This window comes from Amycolatopsis sp. WAC 01376 (genome assembly GCF_003947415.1).
In the GTDB taxonomy this organism is placed as follows: domain Bacteria; phylum Actinomycetota; class Actinomycetes; order Mycobacteriales; family Pseudonocardiaceae; genus Amycolatopsis.
Window position 1 is genome coordinate 22,972 of sequence record NZ_QHKL01000013.1, and the last position, 21,158, is coordinate 44,129.

The 21,158-nt window shown below is 69.7% G+C and carries 18 protein-coding genes; 9 read left to right on the top strand and 9 right to left on the bottom strand.

Annotated features, from left to right (window positions below):
* Window positions 1-2: 2 nt before the first annotated feature.
* Complete coding sequence (locus DMH03_RS40055) at window positions 3-1,871, top strand: Xaa-Pro dipeptidyl-peptidase (protein ID WP_125797321.1); 1,869 nt, start codon at window positions 3-5, stop codon at window positions 1,869-1,871.
* 60 nt (window positions 1,872-1,931) lie between these two features.
* Here the strand turns inward: DMH03_RS40055 and DMH03_RS40060 are convergent, their stop codons facing one another.
* Window positions 1,932-2,765, bottom strand: coding sequence for a class I SAM-dependent methyltransferase (locus DMH03_RS40060; protein WP_125797219.1), 834 nt, complete (start codon window positions 2,763-2,765; stop codon window positions 1,932-1,934).
* A gap of 68 nt (window positions 2,766-2,833) precedes the next feature.
* On the opposite strand from DMH03_RS40060, the gene DMH03_RS40065 reads away from it, so the two are divergent.
* Window positions 2,834-3,463, top strand: a complete 630-nt coding sequence (locus DMH03_RS40065; protein ID WP_125797220.1) for a TetR/AcrR family transcriptional regulator — start codon at window positions 2,834-2,836, stop codon at window positions 3,461-3,463.
* Window positions 3,464-3,537: 74 nt separating this feature from the next.
* Here DMH03_RS40065 and DMH03_RS40070 read toward each other — a convergent pair whose 3' ends face one another.
* The 3 genes from DMH03_RS40070 to DMH03_RS40080 are packed head-to-tail and all read right to left on the bottom strand — an operon-like array spanning window position 3,538 to window position 5,631.
* Window positions 3,538-4,734: a cation:proton antiporter gene (locus DMH03_RS40070; protein WP_125797221.1), complete on the bottom strand. Its 1,197-nt coding sequence runs from the start codon at window positions 4,732-4,734 to the stop codon at window positions 3,538-3,540.
* A gap of 6 nt (window positions 4,735-4,740) precedes the next feature.
* Window positions 4,741-5,223 (bottom strand): cation:proton antiporter regulatory subunit, encoded by a 483-nt coding sequence (locus tag DMH03_RS40075; protein WP_125786286.1) that lies wholly within the window; start codon window positions 5,221-5,223, stop codon window positions 4,741-4,743.
* A gap of 15 nt (window positions 5,224-5,238) precedes the next feature.
* Window positions 5,239-5,631, bottom strand: coding sequence for a DUF4267 domain-containing protein (locus tag DMH03_RS40080; protein ID WP_125797222.1), 393 nt, complete (start codon window positions 5,629-5,631; stop codon window positions 5,239-5,241).
* A gap of 91 nt (window positions 5,632-5,722) precedes the next feature.
* Between DMH03_RS40080 and DMH03_RS40085 the strand changes: the two genes are divergently transcribed.
* From DMH03_RS40085 to DMH03_RS42760, 7 genes are all read left to right on the top strand, one after another.
* Window positions 5,723-6,301, top strand: a complete 579-nt coding sequence (locus DMH03_RS40085; RefSeq protein ID WP_125786288.1) for a TetR/AcrR family transcriptional regulator — start codon at window positions 5,723-5,725, stop codon at window positions 6,299-6,301.
* Between the two features lie 92 nt (window positions 6,302-6,393).
* On the top strand, window positions 6,394-7,098 hold the full coding sequence (gene cmk, locus DMH03_RS40090; RefSeq protein ID WP_199749213.1) for a (d)CMP kinase: 705 nt from the start codon (window positions 6,394-6,396) through the stop codon (window positions 7,096-7,098).
* The gene (locus DMH03_RS40095) at window positions 7,095-7,769 is read left to right on the top strand and encodes a 1-acyl-sn-glycerol-3-phosphate acyltransferase (RefSeq protein WP_125797224.1); all 675 of its coding nucleotides are present in this window, start codon (window positions 7,095-7,097) and stop codon (window positions 7,767-7,769) included. The genes cmk and DMH03_RS40095 overlap by 4 nt, the downstream gene beginning before the upstream one ends.
* 3 nt (window positions 7,770-7,772) lie before the next feature.
* Window positions 7,773-9,254, top strand: a complete 1,482-nt coding sequence (gene der / locus DMH03_RS40100; RefSeq protein ID WP_125797225.1) for a ribosome biogenesis GTPase Der — start codon at window positions 7,773-7,775, stop codon at window positions 9,252-9,254.
* A 244-nt stretch (window positions 9,255-9,498) separates the two neighbouring features.
* The gene (locus DMH03_RS40105) at window positions 9,499-13,401 is read left to right on the top strand and encodes a Pls/PosA family non-ribosomal peptide synthetase (protein ID WP_125797226.1); all 3,903 of its coding nucleotides are present in this window, start codon (window positions 9,499-9,501) and stop codon (window positions 13,399-13,401) included.
* Window positions 13,402-13,422: 21 nt separating this feature from the next.
* Window positions 13,423-14,829 carry a M1 family metallopeptidase gene (locus DMH03_RS40110; protein WP_125797227.1) on the top strand — a complete coding sequence of 469 codons (1,407 nt, stop codon included), beginning with the start codon at window positions 13,423-13,425 and terminating at the stop codon, window positions 14,827-14,829.
* A gap of 592 nt (window positions 14,830-15,421) precedes the next feature.
* Window positions 15,422-15,958, top strand: coding sequence for a hypothetical protein (locus DMH03_RS42760; protein ID WP_233611869.1), 537 nt, complete (start codon window positions 15,422-15,424; stop codon window positions 15,956-15,958).
* A 3-nt stretch (window positions 15,959-15,961) separates the two neighbouring features.
* On the opposite strand, the gene DMH03_RS40120 is transcribed toward DMH03_RS42760, so the two are convergent.
* Genes DMH03_RS40120 through DMH03_RS40140 form a run of 5 tightly spaced genes read right to left on the bottom strand, consistent with a single transcriptional unit; the run spans window position 15,962 to window position 21,140 of the window.
* Entirely contained in the window at window positions 15,962-17,149 is a 1,188-nt protein-coding gene (locus DMH03_RS40120; RefSeq protein WP_125797229.1) for an acyltransferase domain-containing protein, read from the bottom strand.
* An 18-nt stretch (window positions 17,150-17,167) separates the two neighbouring features.
* Window positions 17,168-18,784 carry a (2,3-dihydroxybenzoyl)adenylate synthase gene (locus DMH03_RS40125; RefSeq protein ID WP_125797230.1) on the bottom strand — a complete coding sequence of 539 codons (1,617 nt, stop codon included), beginning with the start codon at window positions 18,782-18,784 and terminating at the stop codon, window positions 17,168-17,170.
* A gap of 6 nt (window positions 18,785-18,790) precedes the next feature.
* Complete coding sequence (locus DMH03_RS40130) at window positions 18,791-19,048, bottom strand: acyl carrier protein (protein WP_125786296.1); 258 nt, start codon at window positions 19,046-19,048, stop codon at window positions 18,791-18,793.
* A gap of 41 nt (window positions 19,049-19,089) precedes the next feature.
* Complete coding sequence (locus tag DMH03_RS40135; RefSeq protein ID WP_125797231.1) at window positions 19,090-20,016, bottom strand: beta-ketoacyl synthase N-terminal-like domain-containing protein; 927 nt, start codon at window positions 20,014-20,016, stop codon at window positions 19,090-19,092.
* Window positions 20,013-21,140, bottom strand: a complete 1,128-nt coding sequence (locus tag DMH03_RS40140) for a beta-ketoacyl synthase N-terminal-like domain-containing protein (protein ID WP_125797232.1) — start codon at window positions 21,138-21,140, stop codon at window positions 20,013-20,015. Before DMH03_RS40140 ends, DMH03_RS40135 begins: the two co-directional genes overlap by 4 nt.
* Window positions 21,141-21,158 lie beyond the last annotated feature (18 nt).

Here is a 21,158-nt window from a genome sequence, read left to right on the forward strand (position 1 = left end):
TTGTGCTGGCAGGGATCTTGGCGGTCGCCGCGGCCGTGGTCGCGGCACCGCAGGCCGCGGCGAAACCGCGGGGCAGCGAACCGGTCTACGACTTCGCCCAGGCCGTCCGCGAGACGGCCTGGGTGGACATCGGCCTCGATGGGGACGGCGACGGCCGTTCCGACCGGGTCGCCGCCGACATCATCCGCCCGAAGGAACCGGCGGCGCGGGCCGAAAAGGTCCCGGTCATCATGGACGCGAGCCCGTACTACTCGTGCTGCGGGCGAGGGAACGAGAGCGAGCGCAAGACCTACGACGCGGCGGGCAGGCCGGTCGGGTTCCCGCTCTACTACGACAACTTCTTCGTTCCGCGTGGCTACGCCGTGGTACTGGTGGATCTGGCCGGTACCAACAAATCCCGCGGCTGCACCGACATCGGCGGGCCCTCGGACGTCAACTCGGCGCGCAAGGTCGTCGACTGGCTGAACGGCCGGGCGAACGGCTACACGACGGCGACCGGACCGGCCAGGACGAACGCGACCTGGTCGACGGGCGCCGTCGGCATGATCGGGAAGTCCTACGACGGCACGGTCGCCAACGGCGTCGCCGCGACCGGTGTCGACGGGCTCAAGACCATCGTGCCGATCGGCGCCATCAGCTCCTGGTACGACTACTACCGCTCCGACGGCGCGAATCTGCGCCAGGGCAGCCCGGCGGGGCTCGCGCAGACCGTTTCCCAGCGCAACGGCGGGCAGAACTGCAGCGCGGCGAACCAAAAGCTCACCGCGGGCGCGACGGCGAACGGCGACTACAACGCCTTCTGGCTCGACCGGGATCACGTGCAGAGCGCGTCGAAGGTGAAGGCCAGCGTGCTCGCTTCGCACGGGCTGGGCGACCTCAACGTCAAGACGATCAACTTCGGGCAGTGGTGGGAAGCGCTGAACGTCGAGCGCAAGATCTGGCTGACGCAGGCCGGTCACGTCGACCCGTTCGACTACCGGCGGTCGGCGTGGGTCGACACCCTGCACAAGTGGTTCGACCACTACCTGCTCGGCGTGGACAACGGCATCGAGAAGACCCCGGGCGCGAGCGTGGAACGCGAGCCGGACGTCTGGGTGGACCAGGCGGCGTGGCCCGCGGGCAGTGCGGTCACCCTGCGTCCCGCGGCAGGCGGCACCCCGGGCGTCGGCACGCTCGGCACCACCGCGGGGACGGGTACGGCGTCGTTCACGGACTCCTCCGGTCAGTCCTCGAACAGCTGGGCCGCACGTCCGACGGAGACCTCGAACGGACGCTTGCTGTTCAGCACCGGCGCGCTGGCGAAGGATCTGCACGTGTCCGGGACGGCGAAGGTGACTGTGACCGCGACGCCGTCGACGTCCACAGCGCAGCTCTCGGCGATCCTCGTGGACTACGGCCCGGCGACGATCCGGAACTACACCGGGCCGAAGGAAGGCATCAAGAACGAGCTGACGCAGTCGTGCTGGGGCGCGAGCGCTTCCGGCAACGACGCCTGTTACCTGAACACGAGCACCGACGCGGTCTCGGTCGGGCTGAACATCATCAGCCGTGGCTGGGCCGACCTGGCCAACCACGGTTCGCTGACCCAGGAGTCGCCGCTGACGCCGGGGCAGCCGTACACGATGACGTTCCGGCTGGCGAGTACGGATCATGTTGTCCCGCAAGGACATCAGCTGGCGCTGATCATCGGCGGGACGGATGGTTCGTTCATCTCGGGTCCTTCGCAGTATCCGAAGATCACCGTGGACCTGGGCAAGACTTCGCTGGCTCTGCCTGTCTCGGGTGCGGGACCGTCGGCGGTTCCGGCTCCGCTTCCGGCGGCTCCGGTGCAGATCGCGCCGGCGACCGTTTCGGGGCTTGAGCGCGGCTAGGCAAGTGCCATGAACGGTCCGTTCCTTGCAAAATTTGCGAGGAACGGACCGTTCATAGCGTCAACGTGCGGCGGTGACGATCCAGACCCCGCCTGGGATTCGTACCCCGTGCGGTGTCTCGAACTCGCCGAGCGCGTCCCGTACCCGGGCGCGGAGGCCGGTGATCGCGTCCGCGTCCACGGTCCGCAGGTTGTGCTGGATCGGGGCCATCGAGAAGACGAAGTCGGTCGCGTCGGAAGTGTCCGCGCCGAAGCCCATGTCCGCGTCCACCGGGCTGATCTCGATGTCGCGGAAGCCCGCAGCCGTGAGCACCTCGGTGATCCGTTCGGAGGCCAGTAGCGAACCCATCCCGCGGGCGGCGGGCGATGGCTCACGAAGGTAGGGAGCGAGCGCCGCCGTCGCGCGGGCGTAGGCGCTGTCGACGTCACCCGACCGCGGCCCCAGGAAGGCCAGCCGGCCGCCGGGCGCGAGCGCGCCGTGGAGATGACCGAACGCCGCGACCAGATCGGCGAAGAACATCACGCCACCCCTGCTCATGATGACGTCGAAGCCAGGTCCTTCGAACGGGTATACCTGCGCGTCTCCCTGGACGAACTCGACATTGGTGAGGTTCTCGGCCGCCGCGTCCAAGCGGGCCCGCTCCACCAGCGGCGCCGAAATGTCGATCCCCAGCGCGTGCCCGCTCCCGGCCTTTCTCGCGGCCAGCCGGGTGGTGAGCCCGGCGCCGCAGCCCACGTCCAGGACCGCGTGGCCGTCTTCGATGTTCGCGGCGGCGAAAAGCGGTGCGTCGAAGGCTTCCATCATTCCGTTGTAGCGCTCCGGGTGATCCGCCCAGAGCTTTCCCTCCCAGCCGTTCCATGCTTCGGCCTGCTGCTGGTTGGCGATCGCCACCATGGGACACCTCATCGTCGTCGTTACTAGAGTTGGACTCTAGTGCTTGACTCTAGAGATAGACTCCAGTCATGAGTGGTGTCAAGGGTGCGCGGGCCGAGCGGGCGGCGGAAACGCGGCGGCGGATCATCGAGGCCGCCAGGGAACTCTTCCTCGCCGACGGGTACGGGGCGACCACGCTTCAGCAGGTCGCCGACCGCGCGGGGGTGGCCGTCCAGACCATCTACTTCACGTTCCGCAACAAGCCGGCGTTGCTGAAGGAACTGGTCGACGTCGCGATCGCCGGCGACGACAGTCCGGTGGCGACGATGGAGCGGCCATGGTTCGCGCAAGTGCTGGACGCGCCGGACGCGCGCACGGCCGTCACCGCCCTCGTCACGGGTAGCCGCGCCGTGCTCGAACGGGTCGCCGCCGTCAACGACATGGTGCGCACCGCGACCGCCGCCCACCCCGATTTGCGCGAGCTCTGGCCTGATCGCGAAGACCCGCGCCACACCGTGCACACGGCGGCGGCGAAGGCTTTGCTGGAGAAGCCCGGCGTCAGGACCGATCTCACGGTCGAGAAGGCGGCGGACATCCTCTATGCCGTGCTGAGTCCGGAGTTGTTCCTGATCCTGACCCGTGACCGCGCCTGGGCTCCCGGCGACTGGGAGCCTTGGGTGGAGGAACTCTTGGCCGCACAGCTGCTCGAGAACGGCTGATCCGATGCAATGAACGGTCCGTTCCTTGCGAAATTTGCAAGGAACGGACCGTTCATGGCGCGTGTGGGGCGGGGTCAGCCGGTCTGCGAGGCCGCACTCTTCGACCCGAAGGGCCTTCGCTGCAGAGCCCGCGCCACCGGTTCGACGATCCGCGCGGCCGTCGGGCCGAGGATCGCCATCAGGAGCACGTACGCCGTCGCGAGTGCCGCGAGTTCGCCGGCCACCGCGCCCGCCGCCACCGCCAGCCCGGCGATGACGATCGAGAACTCGCCTCGCGCGACCAGCGCGGCTCCGGCACGAGCCCGGCCCATCTTCCCGATGCCTTGCCGTCGCGCGGCCCACCAGCCGGTGCCGACCTTCGTGAGCGTCGTCGCGACCGCCAGGATGACCGCCCAGCCGAGCACGGGCGGGATCGACGCGGGGTTCGTGTTGAGCCCGAACACGACGAAGAACACGGCCGCGAAGAGATCGCGCAGTGGTTCGAGCAGGTGCGTCGCGTTCTCCGCGGTCGAGCCCGAGATCGCGATGCCGAGCAGGAACGCGCCGACCGCGGCCGACACCTGCATCGCCGAAGCCAGGCCGGCGACCAGCAGGGCCGCGCCGAGGACCTTGAGGAGGAACACCTCGCGGTCCGGGCTGTCCACCGCCGCGGAGACGTACCGGCCGAACTTCAGCGCGATCACCAGCACGACCGTGATCACCATCAGCGAGATCCCGACCGCCTTCATGCCGCCGAGGAAGCTGACGCCACCGAGGACCGCGGTGAGGATCGGCAGGTACAGCGCCATCACCAGGTCTTCGAACACCAGGATCGACAGCACCACCGGCGTTTCCCGGTTACCGAGCCGCCCGAGGTCGCCGAGCACCTTCGCGATGATCCCGGAGGACGAGATGTAGGTGACGCCCGCCATCACGATCGCGCCGATCGGTCCCCAGCCGAGGATGAGCGCGACGATCGCACCCGGCGCGGCGTTGAGCACGATGTCGACGAGCCCCGCCATCCACGAGCGTTTCAGCCCGGTGAACAGTTCGGCCGCCGAGTACTCCAGGCCAAGCAGGAGCAACAGCAGGACGACGCCGATCTCGCTGGCGAGGTGGGTGAAGTCGCCGATGTCGCCGAGCGGGATCAGTCCGCCCTGGCCGAAGCACAGGCCGCCGATCAGGTACAGGGGGATGGGGGACATCCCGATCTTCCCGGCGAGGCGGCCGAGCGCGCCCAGCCCGAAGAAGACCGCCCCGAGTTCGATCAAGGACAGTGCGGTGTGATCCATCCGCGATCAGCCGTACTTCAAGATCTTGACGGCGGCCTCGAGACCTTCCGAGGTGCCGACCGCGACGAGCACGTCGCCCGCGGTGAGATTGAAATCCGGAGTGGGGGAGGGGTGGACCTGCCCGGCCCGCATCACCGCGACGACCGAGACGCTCGTGCGGGTCCGCATGGCCGTGTCGCCCAGCGTCCGCCCGTCGAACGGCGACGACGCCTTGATCGGCAGCTGCTTGGTGTTGATGCCGGGCAGGTCCCGGTGCTCTTCGGTGAGCTGAGCGACCAGCTGGGGCGCGCCGAGCAGGTTCGCCAGCGCGCCCGCTTCGTCGGTGGTGAGCGGAAGTGAGGCCAGGCAGGCGTCGGGATCGTCCGTTTTGGACACGATCAGCTCGACGTGTCCATCGCGATGGGTCACCACGCCGACGCGGCGGCCGTTGCGGGTGGCGAAGTCCTTGCGGACGCCTATTCCGGGGAGCGGGGTCACTTCGACGTTCACGACGTCAACAGTAACTCACCGTCCGGTTCGCTTCGGGCGGATCAGGAACAGCGCCGAGATCACGACCATCAAGGCGCACGTCGCGCCGTGGATGCCGAGCGCGGCGCCCACGGAGCCGTTGTGGGTCAACACGATCAGCATGTCGCCGAACGGGATGAACGCCAGTGCGAGCATCGCCCAGCCCAGCGCGCGGGCGTTCCGGAACAGGATCAGCGCGAGCACCACGAGCGCCGTGCCGATGTCGCGGACCCCCTTGACCGCGAGGAACGGGTCGCCGACGGACGGCATCACCGGCAGTCCGAAACCGCCCGTCTGGGTCTGCGGGAAGAACACGTATCCGCTCCCGAAGTAGAGGACGAAGAGCACGAGGGCGGCGGACAGGATGTAAGCGATCTTGGTTCTGGTCATGATCTCCGACTCCAAAAGCTAGCAGTGCTAGGAACAGTGCAGACGTTAGCGCTAGCAGCGCTAGCTTGTCTAGCGATGCTAGGATATTCGTATGGTCACGAACCCCCGGCGCGAGCGGGACCGCTCGCAGCGCGAACAGCTGATCGTCACCACCGCCCGCGAGATCGCCGAAGAAGAAGGCTGGGACGCGGTCACGACCCGGCGGCTGGCGGCGAAGATCGAGTACAGCCAGCCGGTCCTCTACAGCCACTTCTCCGGCAAGGGGGCGATCATGGCGGCCGCGGCTCTCGAGGGCTGCACCGAAATGGCCGCCCATATGCGGAAGGGGGCCGGTGCGGCGGAGGACTCGCGTGGCGCCCTGCGGAGGTTGGCGGGGAACTACTTCGACTTCGCCGACCGCAAGCCCGCGCTCTACGACGCGATCTTCACCCTTGCCAGTGAACTGGACTTCGCCAGTCCGGACAGCCCCGAGCCGTTGAAGGACGCGTTCGGCGCCCTGCTCGAAATCGTGGGCCCGGTGGCGGGCGATTACGACCCCGGCCTCTACACCGAGACGTTTTGGGCCGCCTTGCACGGCCTCGTCACCCTCGAGCGCAGCCGACGGCTCCCGGCGGCCGCGCGCGCGGAACGGATCGGCATGCTCGTCGACCGGTTCGCCGTGGGCGGCTGAGGCGTGTCGCGCGCCACCAGGCAGAATGGTCATCGATCAGATGAGCGACGAATGAGCTGAGGAGAGTTTCGGTGACGGGAGCCCTGCGTGGTGTGGTCGCGATGGACGGCCCGTCCGGAACCGGGAAATCCACGGTTTCGCGGAAGCTCGCGACGAAACTCGGCGCCGGCTACCTCGACACGGGCGCGATGTACCGCGTGGTCACCCTCGCCGTCCTGCGCGCCGGGGTCGATCCGTCCGACGCGGACGCGGTCGCCGACGTCGCGCGGAAGGCCGAACTCGGCATCGGAACCAGCCCTGACGACGCGACGGTGACCCTCGCGGGTGAAAACGTCGCCGCCGAGATCCGCGGTGCGGACGTCACCACGGCGGTGTCACCCGTTTCGGCCGTCCCCGCGGTCCGCGAATTGCTCGTCGACCGGCAGCGCGAGATCATCGCCGAGGTGCTCGGCCGCGTCGGCGGCATCGTGGTCGAAGGCCGCGACATCGGCACGGTCGTCTCACCCGACGCCCCGCTCAAGATCTTCCTCACCGCTTCGGCCGAGGTCCGCGCCGCACGCCGCAGCGCACAGGATTCCGCCGCAGGCCGCGAATCCACGCACGACGTCGCGAAGGCGGCGGTGGAACGGCGTGACCGCCTGGACTCCACGCGGGCGGCTTCGCCCCTGCGCGCCGCGGAAGACGCCGTCGAGGTGGACACCTCGGCGCTCAACATCGACCAGGTGATCGTCGCGCTGGCGGAACTGGCGCTGCACCGCGGTCTCCTCGAAGGCTGCCCCGCCGAGGCCGCCAGGTGAGCGCGAAGGGACTGCCCGAAGGCGCGAGCGACCCGTTTCACACCTTCGGCCGGGGGATCTCGAAGTTCATCGTCCGGCCCGCGTTCCGGGTCCGGGTCCACGGTGCCGAGCGGGTACCGGCGTCCGGGCCGGTGGTGTTCATGGCCAACCACAGCTCGATGGCGGAACCCGCACTGCTGTTCGGAATGTTCTCGCGGCGCACCGCGTTCCTGGTCAAGGCGGAACTCTTCAAGGGTTTCGTCGGCTGGTTCTTCCCGAAACTGGGTCAGATCCCGGTGAAACGGGGTGCGGTGGACCGCAAACCGCTGATGATGGCGGTCAAGGTGCTCGAGGACGGCGGTGCGGTGGGGATCTTCCCCGAAGGCACCCGCGGCCTCGGTGACGCCGAAAACTTCGAGCGCGGCGCGGCCTTCCTGGTCCGCGCCGGGAACGCGACCGTGGTTCCGGTCGCCACTCGGGGAACGTACAAACCCGCCGGCGCCAAGAGGCGTTGGCGGCCACGCGTCGACATCATGGTCGGCGAACCTTTCACTCCCGCGATCGGGAAGGGAAGGACAGGGCTGGAGGAGGGAACCGAGCGGCTTCGCCTCGCGCTCGCGGACCTCGTGAAGGCACTGGACGAATGGCGCTTGGAGCACGGGCTCCAAGACACGCGACAGAATGTGAAGTAGCGAATGTCTGAGCTTGACGGAGTCGGCGAGATCGACGGCTCCTGGTCCGATGAGTCCGAATTCACCACGCTGGACGCGCAGATCGCCGCGGGCGAGGCCGAGGAGGAGGCGCAGCTCGCGCAACCGGTCCTCGCCGTCGTCGGCAGGCCCAACGTAGGCAAGTCCACCCTGGTCAACCGCATCCTCGGCCGCCGGGAGGCGGTCGTGCAGGACGTTCCCGGCGTGACCCGGGACCGCGTCGCCTACGACGCCTTCTGGGCGGGCCGCCGGTTCACCCTCGTCGACACGGGCGGCTGGGAGCCGGACGCGACCGGGTTGCAGGCCTCCGTCGCCGCGCAGGCCGAGATCGCGATGGCCACCGCCGACGCGGTGCTGCTGGTCATCGACGCCAGTGTCGGCGCGACCGCGACCGACGAGGCCGCCTCGAAGGTGCTGCGCCGCTCGAAGAAGCCGGTGCTGCTCGTCGCCAACAAGGTCGACGACGACCGCCTGCTCGCCGACACCGCGTCGCTGTGGTCACTCGGCCTCGGCGAACCGCATCCGGTCAGCGCGCTGCACGGGCGTAGCTCGGGCGACCTGCTCGACGCGATCGTCAAGGCGCTGCCGGAGATGCCGCGCGACGGCGACCGCGCCACCACCGGCCCGCGCCGCGTCGCGCTGGTCGGCAAGCCGAACGTGGGCAAATCCAGCCTGCTGAACAAGATCTCCGGCGAGGAGCGGTCCGTGGTGGACTCGGTCGCCGGTACCACCGTCGACCCGGTCGACTCGCTGGTCGAACTGGACGGCGACATCTGGCGGTTCGTCGACACGGCGGGCCTGCGCAAGCGGGTCAACTCGGCCAACGGCGCCGAGTACTACGCGTCGCTGCGGACCAAGACCGCGATCGACGCGGCCGAGGTCGCGATCGTGCTGCTGGACGCCGCCGAACCGCTTTCGGAGCAGGACCTGCGGGTGCTGACCATGGTCGTCGAAGCCGGTCGCGCCTGCGTGCTCGCCTTCAACAAGTGGGACCTCGTCGACGAGGACCGCCGCCACGCCATGGTCCGCGAACTGGACCGCGGCCTGGTGCGGGTGCCGTGGGCGGACAAGGTCAACATCTCCGCGCTCACCGGCCGGTCCGTGCGCAAGCTCGCGCCCGCGCTGCGGACCGCGTTGAAGTCCTGGGACCAGCGGGTTCCCACCGGTCAGCTGAACGGCTGGCTGGCCGACCTCATCGCCGCGACCCCGCCGCCGGTGCGCGGCGGCAAGCAGCCGAAGGTGCTGTTCGCGACCCAGGCGGGCATCCGGCCGCCGACGCTGGTCCTGTTCACCACCGGCTTCCTCGAGGCGGGCTACCGGCGGTTCATCGAACGGAAGTTCCGTGAGCGTTTCGGATTCGAAGGCACCCCCGTCCGGGTGAATATCCGAGTGCGGGAAAAGAAGCAAAGGCCCAAGGTCGGCGGAAAAGCGGCCGGAAAACCACAGGGTAAACCGAAAGCGCGCTGATTTCTCACGATGTAGGTGAATATTTCACTGGGTGGACACGCCGATGACCTCGGGTTTCGGCGTGTCCACCGGTGAGGTTCGACACTCTGCCGAGACCCTCCCGAGATATGTCGTACACCTGCGGTAAAGTCAACGGTCTGCTAGCGGGCGCCTCATTCGGAGAGCGAGCCCGAATGACGCACTTCGTGAAAGGTGTGATGGGCTTGAGCGCCCATGGTTCCGTCTTGCCCGTGGTGACCGCCCGATGACCCTGACCGCCGATTCCCGGCCGATCGCCTGCGTCGCCGATGTCACCGTCGCCCCGTCCGCCACGCCGATCGCCGACCGTGCCCTCTTCTGGTCCGGCCTCGGTGCCGGTGAGCGCACCCTGATCGACATCCTCGCCGAGACCGCCGCCCGCCACCCCAACGCGGGCGCGATCGACGACGGCGAGACCACGCTGTCCTACCGCAAGCTCGTCGAAGAGATCGACGACTACGGCCGCAAGCTGACCGCCAACGGGGTCGGCGTCGGCGACCGCGTCGGCGTCCGGATCTCCTCCGGCACCGCGGAGTTGTACGTCGCGATCCTCGCCATCCTGTCCGTCGGCGCCGCCTATGTGCCGGTCGACGCGGACGACCCGGAAGAGCGCGCCGAGCTGGTCTTCGGTGAGGCCGACGTCGCCGCCGTCGTCAGCGATGGCGGCGCGATCACCGTCGTCGGCTCGCCCGGTGGCGTCGAAGGCGGCCCCGCGCCGGCCGACGACGCCTGGATCATCTTCACCTCCGGTTCGACCGGTAAGCCGAAGGGCGTCGCCGTCTCGCACGCGTCCGCCGCGGCTTTCGTCGATGCCGAGGCCCAGCTCTTCCTCACCGAGGAGCCGATCGGCCCCGGCGACCGCGTGCTCGCCGGTCTTTCCGTCGCGTTCGACGCGTCCTGCGAAGAAATGTGGCTCGCCTGGCGTCACGGCGCCTGCCTGGTCCCGGCGCCGCGTTCGCTGGTGCGGACCGGTGTCGACCTCGGCCCGTGGCTGGTCGCGCAGGGCATCACCGTCGTGTCGACCGTGCCGACGCTGGCCGCGTTGTGGCCCGCCGACGCGCTGGAAGACGTCCGCCTGCTGATCTTCGGCGGCGAAGCCTGCCCGCCGGAACTGGCCGAACGCGTCGCCGTCGAAGGCCGCGAAGTCTGGAACACCTACGGCCCGACCGAGGCCACCGTCGTCGCCTGCGCCGCGCAGATGACCGGCGAGGGCCCGGTCCGCATCGGCCTGCCGCTCGCCGGCTGGCAGCTCGCCGTCGTCAACGAGGCGGGCGAGCCCGTCGCGATGGGGGAGACCGGCGAGCTGGTCATCGGCGGCGTCGGCCTGGCCCGCTACCTCGACCCGGAGAAGGACGCCGAGAAGTTCGCGCCGCTGCCCTCGCTGGGCTGGCGTCGCGCGTACCGCAGCGGTGACATGGTCCGCGCCGAAGCCGAGGGGCTGCTGTTCCTCGGACGGCTCGACGAGCAGGTCAAACTCGGCGGCCGCCGCATCGGACTCGGCGAGGTCGACGCCGCGCTCCAGGCGCTGCCCGGAGTGCAGGGCGCCGCGGCCGCGGTCCGCCGCACCAAGGCGGGCAATCAGGTGCTGGTCGGGTACGTCGTGCCCGCCGAAGGCACGAAGTTCGACCACGACGAGGCCGCGACCCGGCTGCGCGAGCAGCTGCCCGCCGCGCTCGTCCCGCTGCTGGCGCTGGTCGATGACCTGCCGACGCGGACCTCCGGCAAGGTCGACCGCAACGCGCTGCCCTGGCCGCTGTCCACTGTGGACGCCGCCAAATCCGGGCTGTCCCCGACGGAGAGCTGGCTCGCCGAAGGCTGGGCCGAGATCCTCGGCGTCTCGGTCGACAACCCGAAGGCCGACTTCTTCACCAACGGCGGCGGGAGCCTGACGGCCGCGCAGCTGATCGCGCGGATTCGCACCCGGCATCCGCAGGTGTCGGTGAACGACATCTACGCCAACCCGAAGCTCGGCGCGCTGGCCACGCTGCTGGACGCGCTGAGCGGCGAGAAGACCGAACGCCGCGACATCGCGCCGACCCCGCGCAAGGCCGGGATCATACAGTCGCTGCTGATGATCCCGCTGATGGGACTGGTCGGCCTGCGCTGGACGACGATCGCCGCGACGCTGTCGAACGTGCTGTCGCTGGCCGGTTTCGCCTGGGCACCGACGCTGAGCTGGGCGTGGATCGCCGTCGCGTGGATCGCGCTGTTCAGCCCCGCGGGCCGCATCGCGATCTCGGCGACCGGCGCGCGGCTACTGCTGCGCGGCGTCCGCCCCGGCAGCTATCCGCGTGGCGGGCGCGTCCACTTGCGACTGTGGACGGCCGAAAAGCTCGCCGAGTTCAGCGGCGCGGACAGTGTCGCGGGTGCTTCCTGGATGACGACGTACGCCAGGGCTCTCGGCGCGCGGATCGCCAAGGACGTCGACCTGCATTCGCCGCCGCCGGTCACCGGCATGCTGAAACTCGGCCGCGGTGCCGCCATCGAACCTGAGGTCGACCTGACCGGGCACTGGGTGGACGGCGACCTCGTGCACATCGGCAAGATCCGGATCGGCGCCGACGCGCGGATCGGCGCGCGCAGCACGCTGTTCCCCGGCGCGAGGATCGGCAAGGGCGCGGAGATCGCGGCCGGGTCGACCGTGCGCGGCAACGTGCCCCCCGGACAGCGCTGGGCCGGTGCGCCCGCGGCGCGTGCCGCCAAGGATTCGCTCAAGTGGCCGTCGAGCCGCCCGCCGCGGTCGCGGTTCTGGTCTTCGGTCTACGGCGCGACCTCGGTCGCGCTGGGTCTGCTGCCCGCCGTCGCCGCCCTGCTCGCCGTCGCGGTGCTGGGTCACGCGATCGCCGGTGCTCCGTCGCTGGGTGCCGCGCTCGGCCAGGCGCTGCTGTTCACGCCGCTCGCGACCATCGCGTACTTCGTCACCTATGCCCTGCTCGTGCTCGCCGGCGTCCGTTCGCTGAGCATCGGCATGGTCGAGGGTTACCACCCCGTCCACGGCCGCGTCGCTTGGCAGGTCTGGGCGACCGAACGGCTGATGGGCATGGCGCGTGAAGGGCTGTTCCCCTTGTACGCCAGCCTGTTCACCCCGGTGTGGCTGCGGATGCTCGGGGCGAAGGTCGGCCGCAACGTCGAGGTGTCGACCGTCCTCGCGCTGCCGAAGATGACCCAGGTGGACAGTGGCGCGTTCCTCGCGGACGACACCATGGTCGCCACCTACGAACTCGGCCACGGCTGGCTGCACGTCGCGCCGGCGCGGATCGGCAAACAGGCGTTCCTCGGCAACTCGGGGATGGCCGCGCCGGGACGTTCGGTGCCGAAGCGCGGCTTGGTCGGCGTGCTGTCGTCGGCCCCGCTCAAGGCGAAGAAGGGCTCCTCGTACCTCGGGATGCCGCCGTTGCCGGTCCGCCGGTCGGTCGGTGCGTCGGACACGAGCCGCACGTACACGCCGCCGCTGCGGCTGAAGGCGGCCCGCGCGCTCATCGAACTGTGCCGCATCGTGCCGGTGATGTGCGGTGTCGCGCTGACCGTGCTGGTGGCCGCGGGGATCTTCGCGCTGGCGTCGTCGTATGGCTTCCTGGTCGCGCTGCTGCTCGGCGGACCGCTGCTGCTCGCCGCCGGTGCCGTCGCCGCGCTGACCGCCACCGCGATGAAGTGGCTGCTCGTCGGCCGGTTCCGCGCGGTCGACCATCCCTTGTGGAGCTCGTTCGTCTGGCGCAACGAACTCGCCGACACCTTCGTCGAGGCGCTCGCCGTGCCGTGGCTGATCGGTTCACTCGGCGGCACGCCGCTGCTTCCGGCGTGGCTGCGGACCATGGGCGTCAAGATCGGCCGCGGCGTGTGGCTGGAGACGTACTGGCTGCCCGAATCGGACCTGGTGAGCCTTGGCGACGGCGCGACGATCAACCGCGGCTGCGTCGTGCAGACGCATCTGTTCCACGACCGGATCATGACGATGTCGCCGGTGACCCTGGACGAGGGAGCGACGCTCGGGCCGCACGGTATCGTGCTGCCTGGTGCGAGCATCGGCGCGCGGACGACCGTCGGACCGGGCTCTTTGGTGACCCGGGGCGACGAGGTTCCCGCCGACTCGCGCTGGCTGGGCAATCCCATCTCGGCCTGGACGAAGTAGGGAAGCGGGGTTCGTTCGCGGGTGATTTCGAAGGCCTCCGCGCAGCCATCGCCCGGCTCGGACACCTCCGGTGACTCCTATCTGCCCCGGCACGGCAACGGCGGTTACCGTGTCCGGCACTACGATCTGGAGCTGGACTACAAGATCGGTCCCAACCGGCTGTCGGCCTCCGCGGCCATCACCGCGGAGGCGACGCAGGCGCTGTCGCGGCTCACACTCGACTTCGGCGAATTCCGCATCAATCGCGTGCTGGTCAACGGGAAACCGGCCAAGTACACGCGGCGTGCGCACAAGCTCCAGGTGAAGCCGGCGAAGTCGCTGGCGGCCGGAAGTGAGTTCCGGGTCGAGATACATTACGTCGGCAACCCGCGGCCGCTTCCCGGGCTGTGGGGCGACATCGGCTGGGACGAACTGACCGACGGTTCGCTCGTCGCGAGCCAGCCGGTCGGGGCGCCGTCGTGGTTCCCGTGCAACGACCACCCGTCGGACAAGGCGACCTACCGCGTCGCGCTGACGACGTCGTCGCCGTATCTCGTGGCGATCACCGGGAACCTGGTAGCGCGACACGAGCGCGCGAGCACCACGAAGTGGGTCTTCGAACGGCCCGAGCCGACGGCGACGTATCTGATGAGCGTCCAAATAGGACGGTACGACGACGTCGAACTCGTCTCCGGCCCCCAGCCCGGCTGGTTCTCGCAACCCTCCGTCGAGGCGTTCCGGATCAACCTCGACGGCGGCACCGTGGTCACCTCGGTCCCGCAACGGGCCGCCGTACCGCCGCGCCTGCGCCGGGCCTTCTCGCGCGATTTCGGGCGGCAGGGCCGGATCATGGACTCGCTGCAACGACTGTTCGGGCCGTACCCCTTCGGCGAGTACGTCATCGTCGTCACCGACGACGACCTCGACGACCCGATCGAAGCGCAGGGCATGTCGATCTTCGGCGCCAACCACGTCGACGGACGGCGCACCCACGAACGGCTCGTCGTGCACGAACTCGCGCACCAGTGGTTCGGCAACAGCCTGACCGTCGCCGACTGGCGGCACATCTGGCTGAACGAAGGCTTCGCGACCTACGCGGAATGGCTCTGGTCCGAGGAATCCGGCGAGCAGAGCGCCCACGAGTGGGCGAAGACCTGGCACGCGCGGATGAAGGCGAAACCCGCGGATCTGCGTCTCTCCGACCCCGGCGTGGCGCGGATGTTCGACGAGCGGGTGTACAAACGCGGCGGACTCCTGTTGCACGCCTTGCGTTGTACCGTCGGCGACGAGGTGTTCTTCCCGATGGTGAAGGCATGGGTGATGGAGAACCGGCACGGTCTGGTGACCACGGCTGCTTTTGTGGCACTTGCTGAACGGTTTGCCGGGCGGTCGCTGGCTGGCTTCTTCGACGCCTGGCTGGACGCTCCGGCGCTGCCTCCGCTTCCCTGACGCTCTCGCTCGCTTGAGGGTTCCCACTTCGGTGCGCCCAATGTGGCATTGGGGACGTTGTGTGTCCCCAATGCCACATTGGGCGCAGGGCTGAGTTATCCACAGTGGGGCTGATGTGGCGAGTTGTCCACAGGGGGCGACATCGGTGCTGGTGTGACTGCTCCGGGCCGTCGATGATCTTGTGGTGCGATCCGGCGAACGGGCTCGCGATCACGAGGCCCTTTACAAGTTGAGCCGCGACGGGGTGATCACCGTCGCGAGACTCGTGGAGTTCGGCGTCTCGAAGAGGACGTGCTACCGGCGTTGTCAGCCGGGCGGACGATGGCAGCGGTTGCTGCCCGGAGTGGTGCTACTCGGTTCTGGACGGCCGACTCGCCGGCAGGCGGTCGAAGGCGCCCTTGTCTACGGTGGACCGGAAGCGATCGTCACCGGTATCCAGGCCTGCCACCTCCAGGGCTTGCGAGAGCCGAAAGGCGACATCGGCCAGGTTCACCTCTTGGTGCCTTCGTCTTGCCAGGTCAGCAGCGCGGGATACGTGACCGTGGAGCGAACTACGCGTATGCCTCGGCCGGTCGTCGTGAAGGGTGTGCTCGTGGCGCCACTCGTCCGGGCGGTTCTCGATCAATGCCGCCGCTTCACCACGCACGATCCGGTCCGGGCTTTGCTGACCGAAGCCGTTCAGCGAGGTCGGCTGAACCCCGAGGTCCTCACCAGGGAACTCGAAGCAGGCAGCGACCGGGGCAGCGCGTTGCCTCGCGAAGTGCTGCGCGATGTCCTGCGAGGAGCGCGGTCGGTGGCCGAGGTGGACGCGATGGCGGTCTGGCGGCGGACGGGACTCCCGGAGCCGTTGTGGAACCACGAATTGAGGGACGTCAGCGGCCGCTACCTCGGAACCCCCGATGGCTACTTCAAGAAGGCCCGGCTCGTTTGGGAGATCGACTCGTACGACTTCCACTTCGCGAAGGAGGACTACGCCAGGACTTTGGACAGAAACGCCAGATACGCCGCGGCGGGGATCGCCGTACTGCAGACCCTGCCCAGCCGTCTTCGATCAGAGCCCGAGGAGGTCGCCAAAGAGCTTCGAGCGGCGTACTGGGCAGCCGAGGCTCATCTGCGTCGCGCGGCATGAACCCTAGAACCGCACCGGAGCGCCGGCGCAGTGCAGAGCCCCGACCTGCGTCCGGAAACGCAGCAGCGCGTCACCTCCCCGCCGGATGCTGGACAGCACCGCCACCTTTCCGGCGCCCGCGTTCTCCCGCAGTGCGTGGGCGAGCAGCGGGTGGGGTGAGATCTCGACGAAGGCGCGGTGTCCGTCGTCGAGGGCCGCCCGCACGGCGGCGCTGAAACGGACGGGACGGCGTAGGTTCGCGGTCCAGTAGGCGGCGTCGAAAGCGGCGGTGGATCTCGGGTCGGGGAGGACGGTGGAGTAGACGGGGACGCGTGCGGGTCGGGGGCGCAGGGCGGACAGTTCGGTGTTCAGGTCCGCCAGAATCGGTTCGACCTGCGGTGAATGCGACGCGACCTCGACCGGGACGAGTTTCGCCATCAGGTCTCTCGCGGCCCAGCGGTCCACCAGGGTGCGCACCCGGTCCCGTCCGCCGGCGACGACGGTCGACGTCGGGCCCGAGTGCGCGGCGACGGTCACTTCGGGCACGTCGGCCAGTTCGGTTTCGACCGTGTCCCATGGCAGGGCGACCATCGCCATCGCGCCGGTGCCGGAGACGCGCCGCATCAGCCGGGAGCGGCGGCAGATCACGGCCACACCGTCCTCTGTGGACAGTGCGCCCGCGACCACCGCAGCGGCCGTCTCGCCCATGGAGTGGCCGATCGCGGCGGCCGGTGCGGCGCCGTGTGCCCGCCAGGCCGCCGCCAGTCCGAGCTGCATGGCGAACAGCGACGGCTGGACCTGTTCGATGCCTTCCGCTGACCCGGAAAGCGCGTCGTGCAAGGAAAAGCCGGCTTCGTCGGCGATCAGTGGTGCCAGGTGATCGATCTCCTCGGCGAAGGCGGGTTCCCCGTCGAGCAGTGCCTTGCCCATCCCGGTCCATTGTGAACCGTGGCCTGAGAACACCCAGACCGCGTTCCCGGCCGAGACCACCTCGCCGATGGCGGCGCCACTGGCGGGTTCCCCGGCGGCGACCGCGCGAAGGCGGCCGGTCACCGAGTCCCGGTCCTCACCCACGATGACGGAGCGCCAGGGGCCGTGCCGCCGTCCGGCGAGTTCGGTGGCGAGGGCGGGCAGGGGATCGACCCGGTCCGCGAGCGTGGCGGCTTCGGCCGCCAGCTGCTCGGGCGACTCGGCCGAGAACGGGAAGAACATCGTTTCCTCCAACCGGAATCAGCCGAGGTACCGGCGGGCGAGGGCCTTCTTGTCGATTTTGCCGACCGCGGTCGACGGCAGTTCGTCGACGACCGCGACCCGGTCCGGGACCTTGTACGCGGCGACACCGCGGTCACGGAAGAAGGCCTGGAGTGTGCTCGTGGACGGCGGTTCGCCCGAGCAGACCAGGAACGCCACCGATCGCTCGCCGAGCACGGTGTCCGTTTCGGGCAGCAAGGCCGCGGACAGCACTCCTGGGCAGGCGAGCAGATGGCCTTCGACCTCGGTCGCGTCGATCTTCTGCCCGCCGCGGTTGATCTGGTCCTTCGCCCGGCCGACGACGTTGAGGTGACCGGTCGGGAGCCGCTGGACCAGGTCGCCGGTGCGGTAGAAACCGTCCGCGGTGAAGGCCCGCGCGTTGTGCTCGGCCGCGCGGAAGTAGCCGCGCAGCGTGTACGGCCCGCGGGTGAGCAGTTCGCCGGTCTCGCCGGGACCGACCTCGGCGTCGCCCTGGCCGACCACGCGGACCTCGTCGTCCGCGGAGATCGGCCTGCCCTGCGTGGTGTGCACGAGCTCGTCCGGATCGTCGAGCCTGGTCAGGCACAACAATCCCTCGGCCATGCCGAACACCTGCTGCAGACGGCAGTCGAAGGTCTTGGTGACCGCGGCCGCCAGGTCGTCGGCGAGCCGGGCGCTGCCGACCTGGAGAATACGAAGGCTCGAAAGATCCGTGTCACCGTGCTCGAACTCCGCGAGCCAGTGCGGCACCAGCGGAGGGTTGATGGCCGCGATCGTGACGCCCTCGCGGGCGATCAGATCGAACGACGTCCGTGCACCCGGCGAGGGAGCGAGCACGACCCGCCCGCCCGCCTGCAGGACACCGAGCATCCCCGGGCAGCTCATCGTGTAGTTGAACGCGATGGGCAGCACGGCGAGGTACACCGAGTCCTCGGTCAGCTCGCAGAGTTCCGCGGCCCGCCGGGAGTTGTAGGCGAAGTCGTCGTGCGTCCGCGGTACCAGCTTCGGCATCCCCGTGGTGCCGCCGGAGAGCAGCAGCAGGGCGAGGTCGCTCGCCCGCGGCGGGTCGACGGGGTCGGGTCCGGGTTCGTTGTCCAGCAGATCCGCCAGCGCGAGGAAGCCCTCGTGCCCGCCGGTGTCCCCGGCGACGATCACGTGCCGGATGCCGGCGTCGGCGCGGACGCGGGCGGCGAGTTCGCGGTAGTCGAACCGGGCGTGCCGGTCCGGGATGACGTATGCGACCGCCTCGGCCATCGCCGCCAGATGCGCGATCTCGTTGCGGCGATGGGCTGGCATCGCGTGGATCGGCACGATCCCGAGCCGCGTCAGCGCGAACCACAGCAGCACGAACTCGGCACGGTTCGGCAGTTGCACGATCACCTTGTCGCCGCGTTTCAGCCCGAGCCCGGTGAGCCCGGTCGTCAGGCGCCGTACGGCGGTGTCGAGCGCGGCGTAGGTCCACCGGCGGTCGCCGTCCACCAACGCGACCCGGTCGGCGTACCGGACCGCCCAGCCGGAGAGCTGTTCACCGAAGGTCACGCCCTGCCAGTGGCCGACGGCGCGGTACCGGCGGGCGTCCTCGGCCGGCCACCCTGGCCAGTCCCCGTTGTGTGCCATCCCCGCTCAGCCCTTCTGCCCGGCGAGGACCAGCTGGTGGATCTCGTCGAGCGTCTCCACCTCACTGATCGCCGCGTCGCCCACCCGGATGCCGTAGCGCTGCAGGATCCGCGCCGCGACTTCGAGCAGCAGCAGCGAATCGACACCGAGGTCTTCGACGAGGTTCGCCTCGTCGGTGACCTCCGCGGACTCGACCTCCAGCACGCGGGCCACCAGTGTCCGCAGGTCTTCCAGTTCCGGCTCGATCAGCTTGTTCCCGGTCATGAAGGCCCCTTCTTTCGTCTCTGTTCCCCGATTTCGGTTGTTCACGGCTGTTCGGCGCCCGGTCCGGCGAACGCCATCGCGGCCGCCGCCGCGCCCGGCAAGCCGCAGGACACGGCGAGCGCGCTGCCTTCGCCGCCGTCGATGCGCGCGCTCGCGGCGGCGCACTGCAGGACGCCGAGCGCCCCCGACTGACGTCCGGCCCAAGCCGAAAGGTCGAGCACCTCGCCTGGCCGGATCCCCGGTTCGGCCAGGGTCGCGACGGCTTCGCCGGTGACCGCCGAGGCCGCTGCCCGCGCGGTTCCGGCTCGCCGGTACTCGCCGAGCACGAGACGGACGCGGGCGCGGCGGCGCCGGGCCGTCCCGGCGGATTCGAGCACGACCGCGGCGGCCGCGTCGGGCCAGTGCGTCTCGCCGTTGTCGTCGAGAAGCTTTCGTACATAACGGTTGTCGGGTTCGACACCGGTGACGACGACGGCGTCCGCCCGGCCGTGCCGGATCAGCCGCCGCGCCCACTGCAAGGCGTCGAGGCCGCTGGTCGGCCCGTTCGACAGCGTCAGGTTCGGCGCGCGCAGTCCGTGGTCGATGGCGACCCAGCCCGCGGACACGTTGCTGGAGGTGTTCGGCAGCCCGGTCGGCGGCAGCAGGCTCGCGGACTCTTCGGCGATCGTGTCCAGGAACGAGCAGATGCTGTCGAGGTTCCCGGTGTTCGTGCTGACCACGGTCGCCGTCCGGAGCGATTCCCCGCGATACGAGCCATCCTCACCGAGCAGGCCCGAGTCACGGAGGGCGGTGGTGGCCGCGCGGGAAGCCAGCCGCGAGGCCCGGTCGCGGTGCCGGAACTGCCTGCCGCGCAACCCGGTCTCCGGATCGAAGCCGTCCTCGTGGCGCCGGTACGGCTCCAGCAGGTCGGCCGGTCCGCGCAGACCGTCGACGGCGATCCCCGCCCCGGTCACGACGACGGCGGTCACGACGCCGCCTCCAGGATCGCCACGGCGTTGATCCCGCTGAGCCCGAAGGCGTCGACCTGGGCGATCCGGAACTCGCCGTCCCGCGGTTCGTCGCGGACGAGGTCCAGGCCCTCGGCCTCGTCCATCGGCTCGGCCAGGCCGAGGATCGGTGGCGCCAGCCGTTTTCGCAGTGAGATCGCGGCGACGATCAGGCTCAGCAGCCCGGAGCCGCCGAGCGTATGCCCGGTCGACGCCTTGATCGCGGTGAGCGCCGGTTTCGCGCCGGCGAACACGTCGTGCAGCATCCCGGTCTCGACCAGGTCGTTGCGGACGGTTCCGGTGCCGTGCAACACGATCAGGTCGATCTGGTCCGGACCGATCCCGGCGCGGTCGTGCGCCTGCCGCACCACCCTCGCGACACTGCCTGGTTCGGGCACCGTCGGATGGTCGGCGTCGCAGTTGAGCGCGACCGACCGGAGCCGGGCCGCGACCGGCCCACCGTGGCCCGGCCTGCGGAGCACCACCGCCGAGGCGCCTTCGCCCATCATCATCCCGTGCCGTTCCTTCGCGAAGGGCCGTACTTCGCCCGGTACGCCGCTCTGGACCCGGTCGAAGATGCCGAAGGTGGCTTCGGTCAGACCGTCGGTTCCGGCCACGACGACGGTGTCGCATTCGCCGTCCGCGATCAGGTCGGCCGCCAGGCCGAGCACGGTCAGCGACGCCGCGCAGGCGTTCGCGAAGGTATGCGTTTCCACCGTGCCGAACCGTTCGCGGATCGCCGTGCCGAAATGCAGGTCGGCGAAATCCGCGTCCGCTTCGCCGCGCCACCACAGCTCCATCGAGCGTTGCTCTCGGTGTGTCGTGCCGACCAGCACCGGGCAGTTCTCCGGCAACTCGGTCAGCCCGGCGCCTTCGAGCGCCTGCGAGATCGCGTCGACCAGCCATTTCGTCGATCGGCCCGGTTCGTCCTTGCCGGGAGCGGCCCGGTCGTCGATCTCGTAGGCCGTCCGCGCCCGGAACTTCGTCGTGTCGTAGACCCGCAGCGGCCCCAGGCCGCTTCTCCCGACGCACAGTGCGTCGTGGATCGTTTCGGGGTCGCGGCCGATGCTCGAAACGGCGCCGAGTCCGCAGATGTCGAGGTCCACGGCTTTCCCTCCAGAAGG

What these genes read in the sequence shown, in the direction of transcription:
- DMH03_RS40125 (WP_125797230.1), bottom strand. Translation starts at nt 18,784, where the DNA reads ATGGCACACAACGGGGACTGGCCAGGGTGGCCGGCCGAGGACGCCCGC.
- der (WP_125797225.1), top strand. Translation starts at nt 7,773, where the DNA reads ATGTCTGAGCTTGACGGAGTCGGCGAGATCGACGGCTCCTGGTCCGAT.
- DMH03_RS40070 (WP_125797221.1), bottom strand. Translation starts at nt 4,734, where the DNA reads ATGGATCACACCGCACTGTCCTTGATCGAACTCGGGGCGGTCTTCTTC.
- DMH03_RS40105 (WP_125797226.1), top strand. Translation starts at nt 9,499, where the DNA reads ATGACCCTGACCGCCGATTCCCGGCCGATCGCCTGCGTCGCCGATGTC.
- DMH03_RS40065 (WP_125797220.1), top strand. Translation starts at nt 2,834, where the DNA reads ATGAGTGGTGTCAAGGGTGCGCGGGCCGAGCGGGCGGCGGAAACGCGG.
- DMH03_RS40085 (WP_125786288.1), top strand. Translation starts at nt 5,723, where the DNA reads ATGGTCACGAACCCCCGGCGCGAGCGGGACCGCTCGCAGCGCGAACAG.
- DMH03_RS40080 (WP_125797222.1), bottom strand. Translation starts at nt 5,631, where the DNA reads ATGACCAGAACCAAGATCGCTTACATCCTGTCCGCCGCCCTCGTGCTC.
- DMH03_RS40060 (WP_125797219.1), bottom strand. Translation starts at nt 2,765, where the DNA reads ATGGTGGCGATCGCCAACCAGCAGCAGGCCGAAGCATGGAACGGCTGG.
- DMH03_RS40120 (WP_125797229.1), bottom strand. Translation starts at nt 17,149, where the DNA reads ATGTTCTTCCCGTTCTCGGCCGAGTCGCCCGAGCAGCTGGCGGCCGAA.
- DMH03_RS40130 (WP_125786296.1), bottom strand. Translation starts at nt 19,048, where the DNA reads ATGACCGGGAACAAGCTGATCGAGCCGGAACTGGAAGACCTGCGGACA.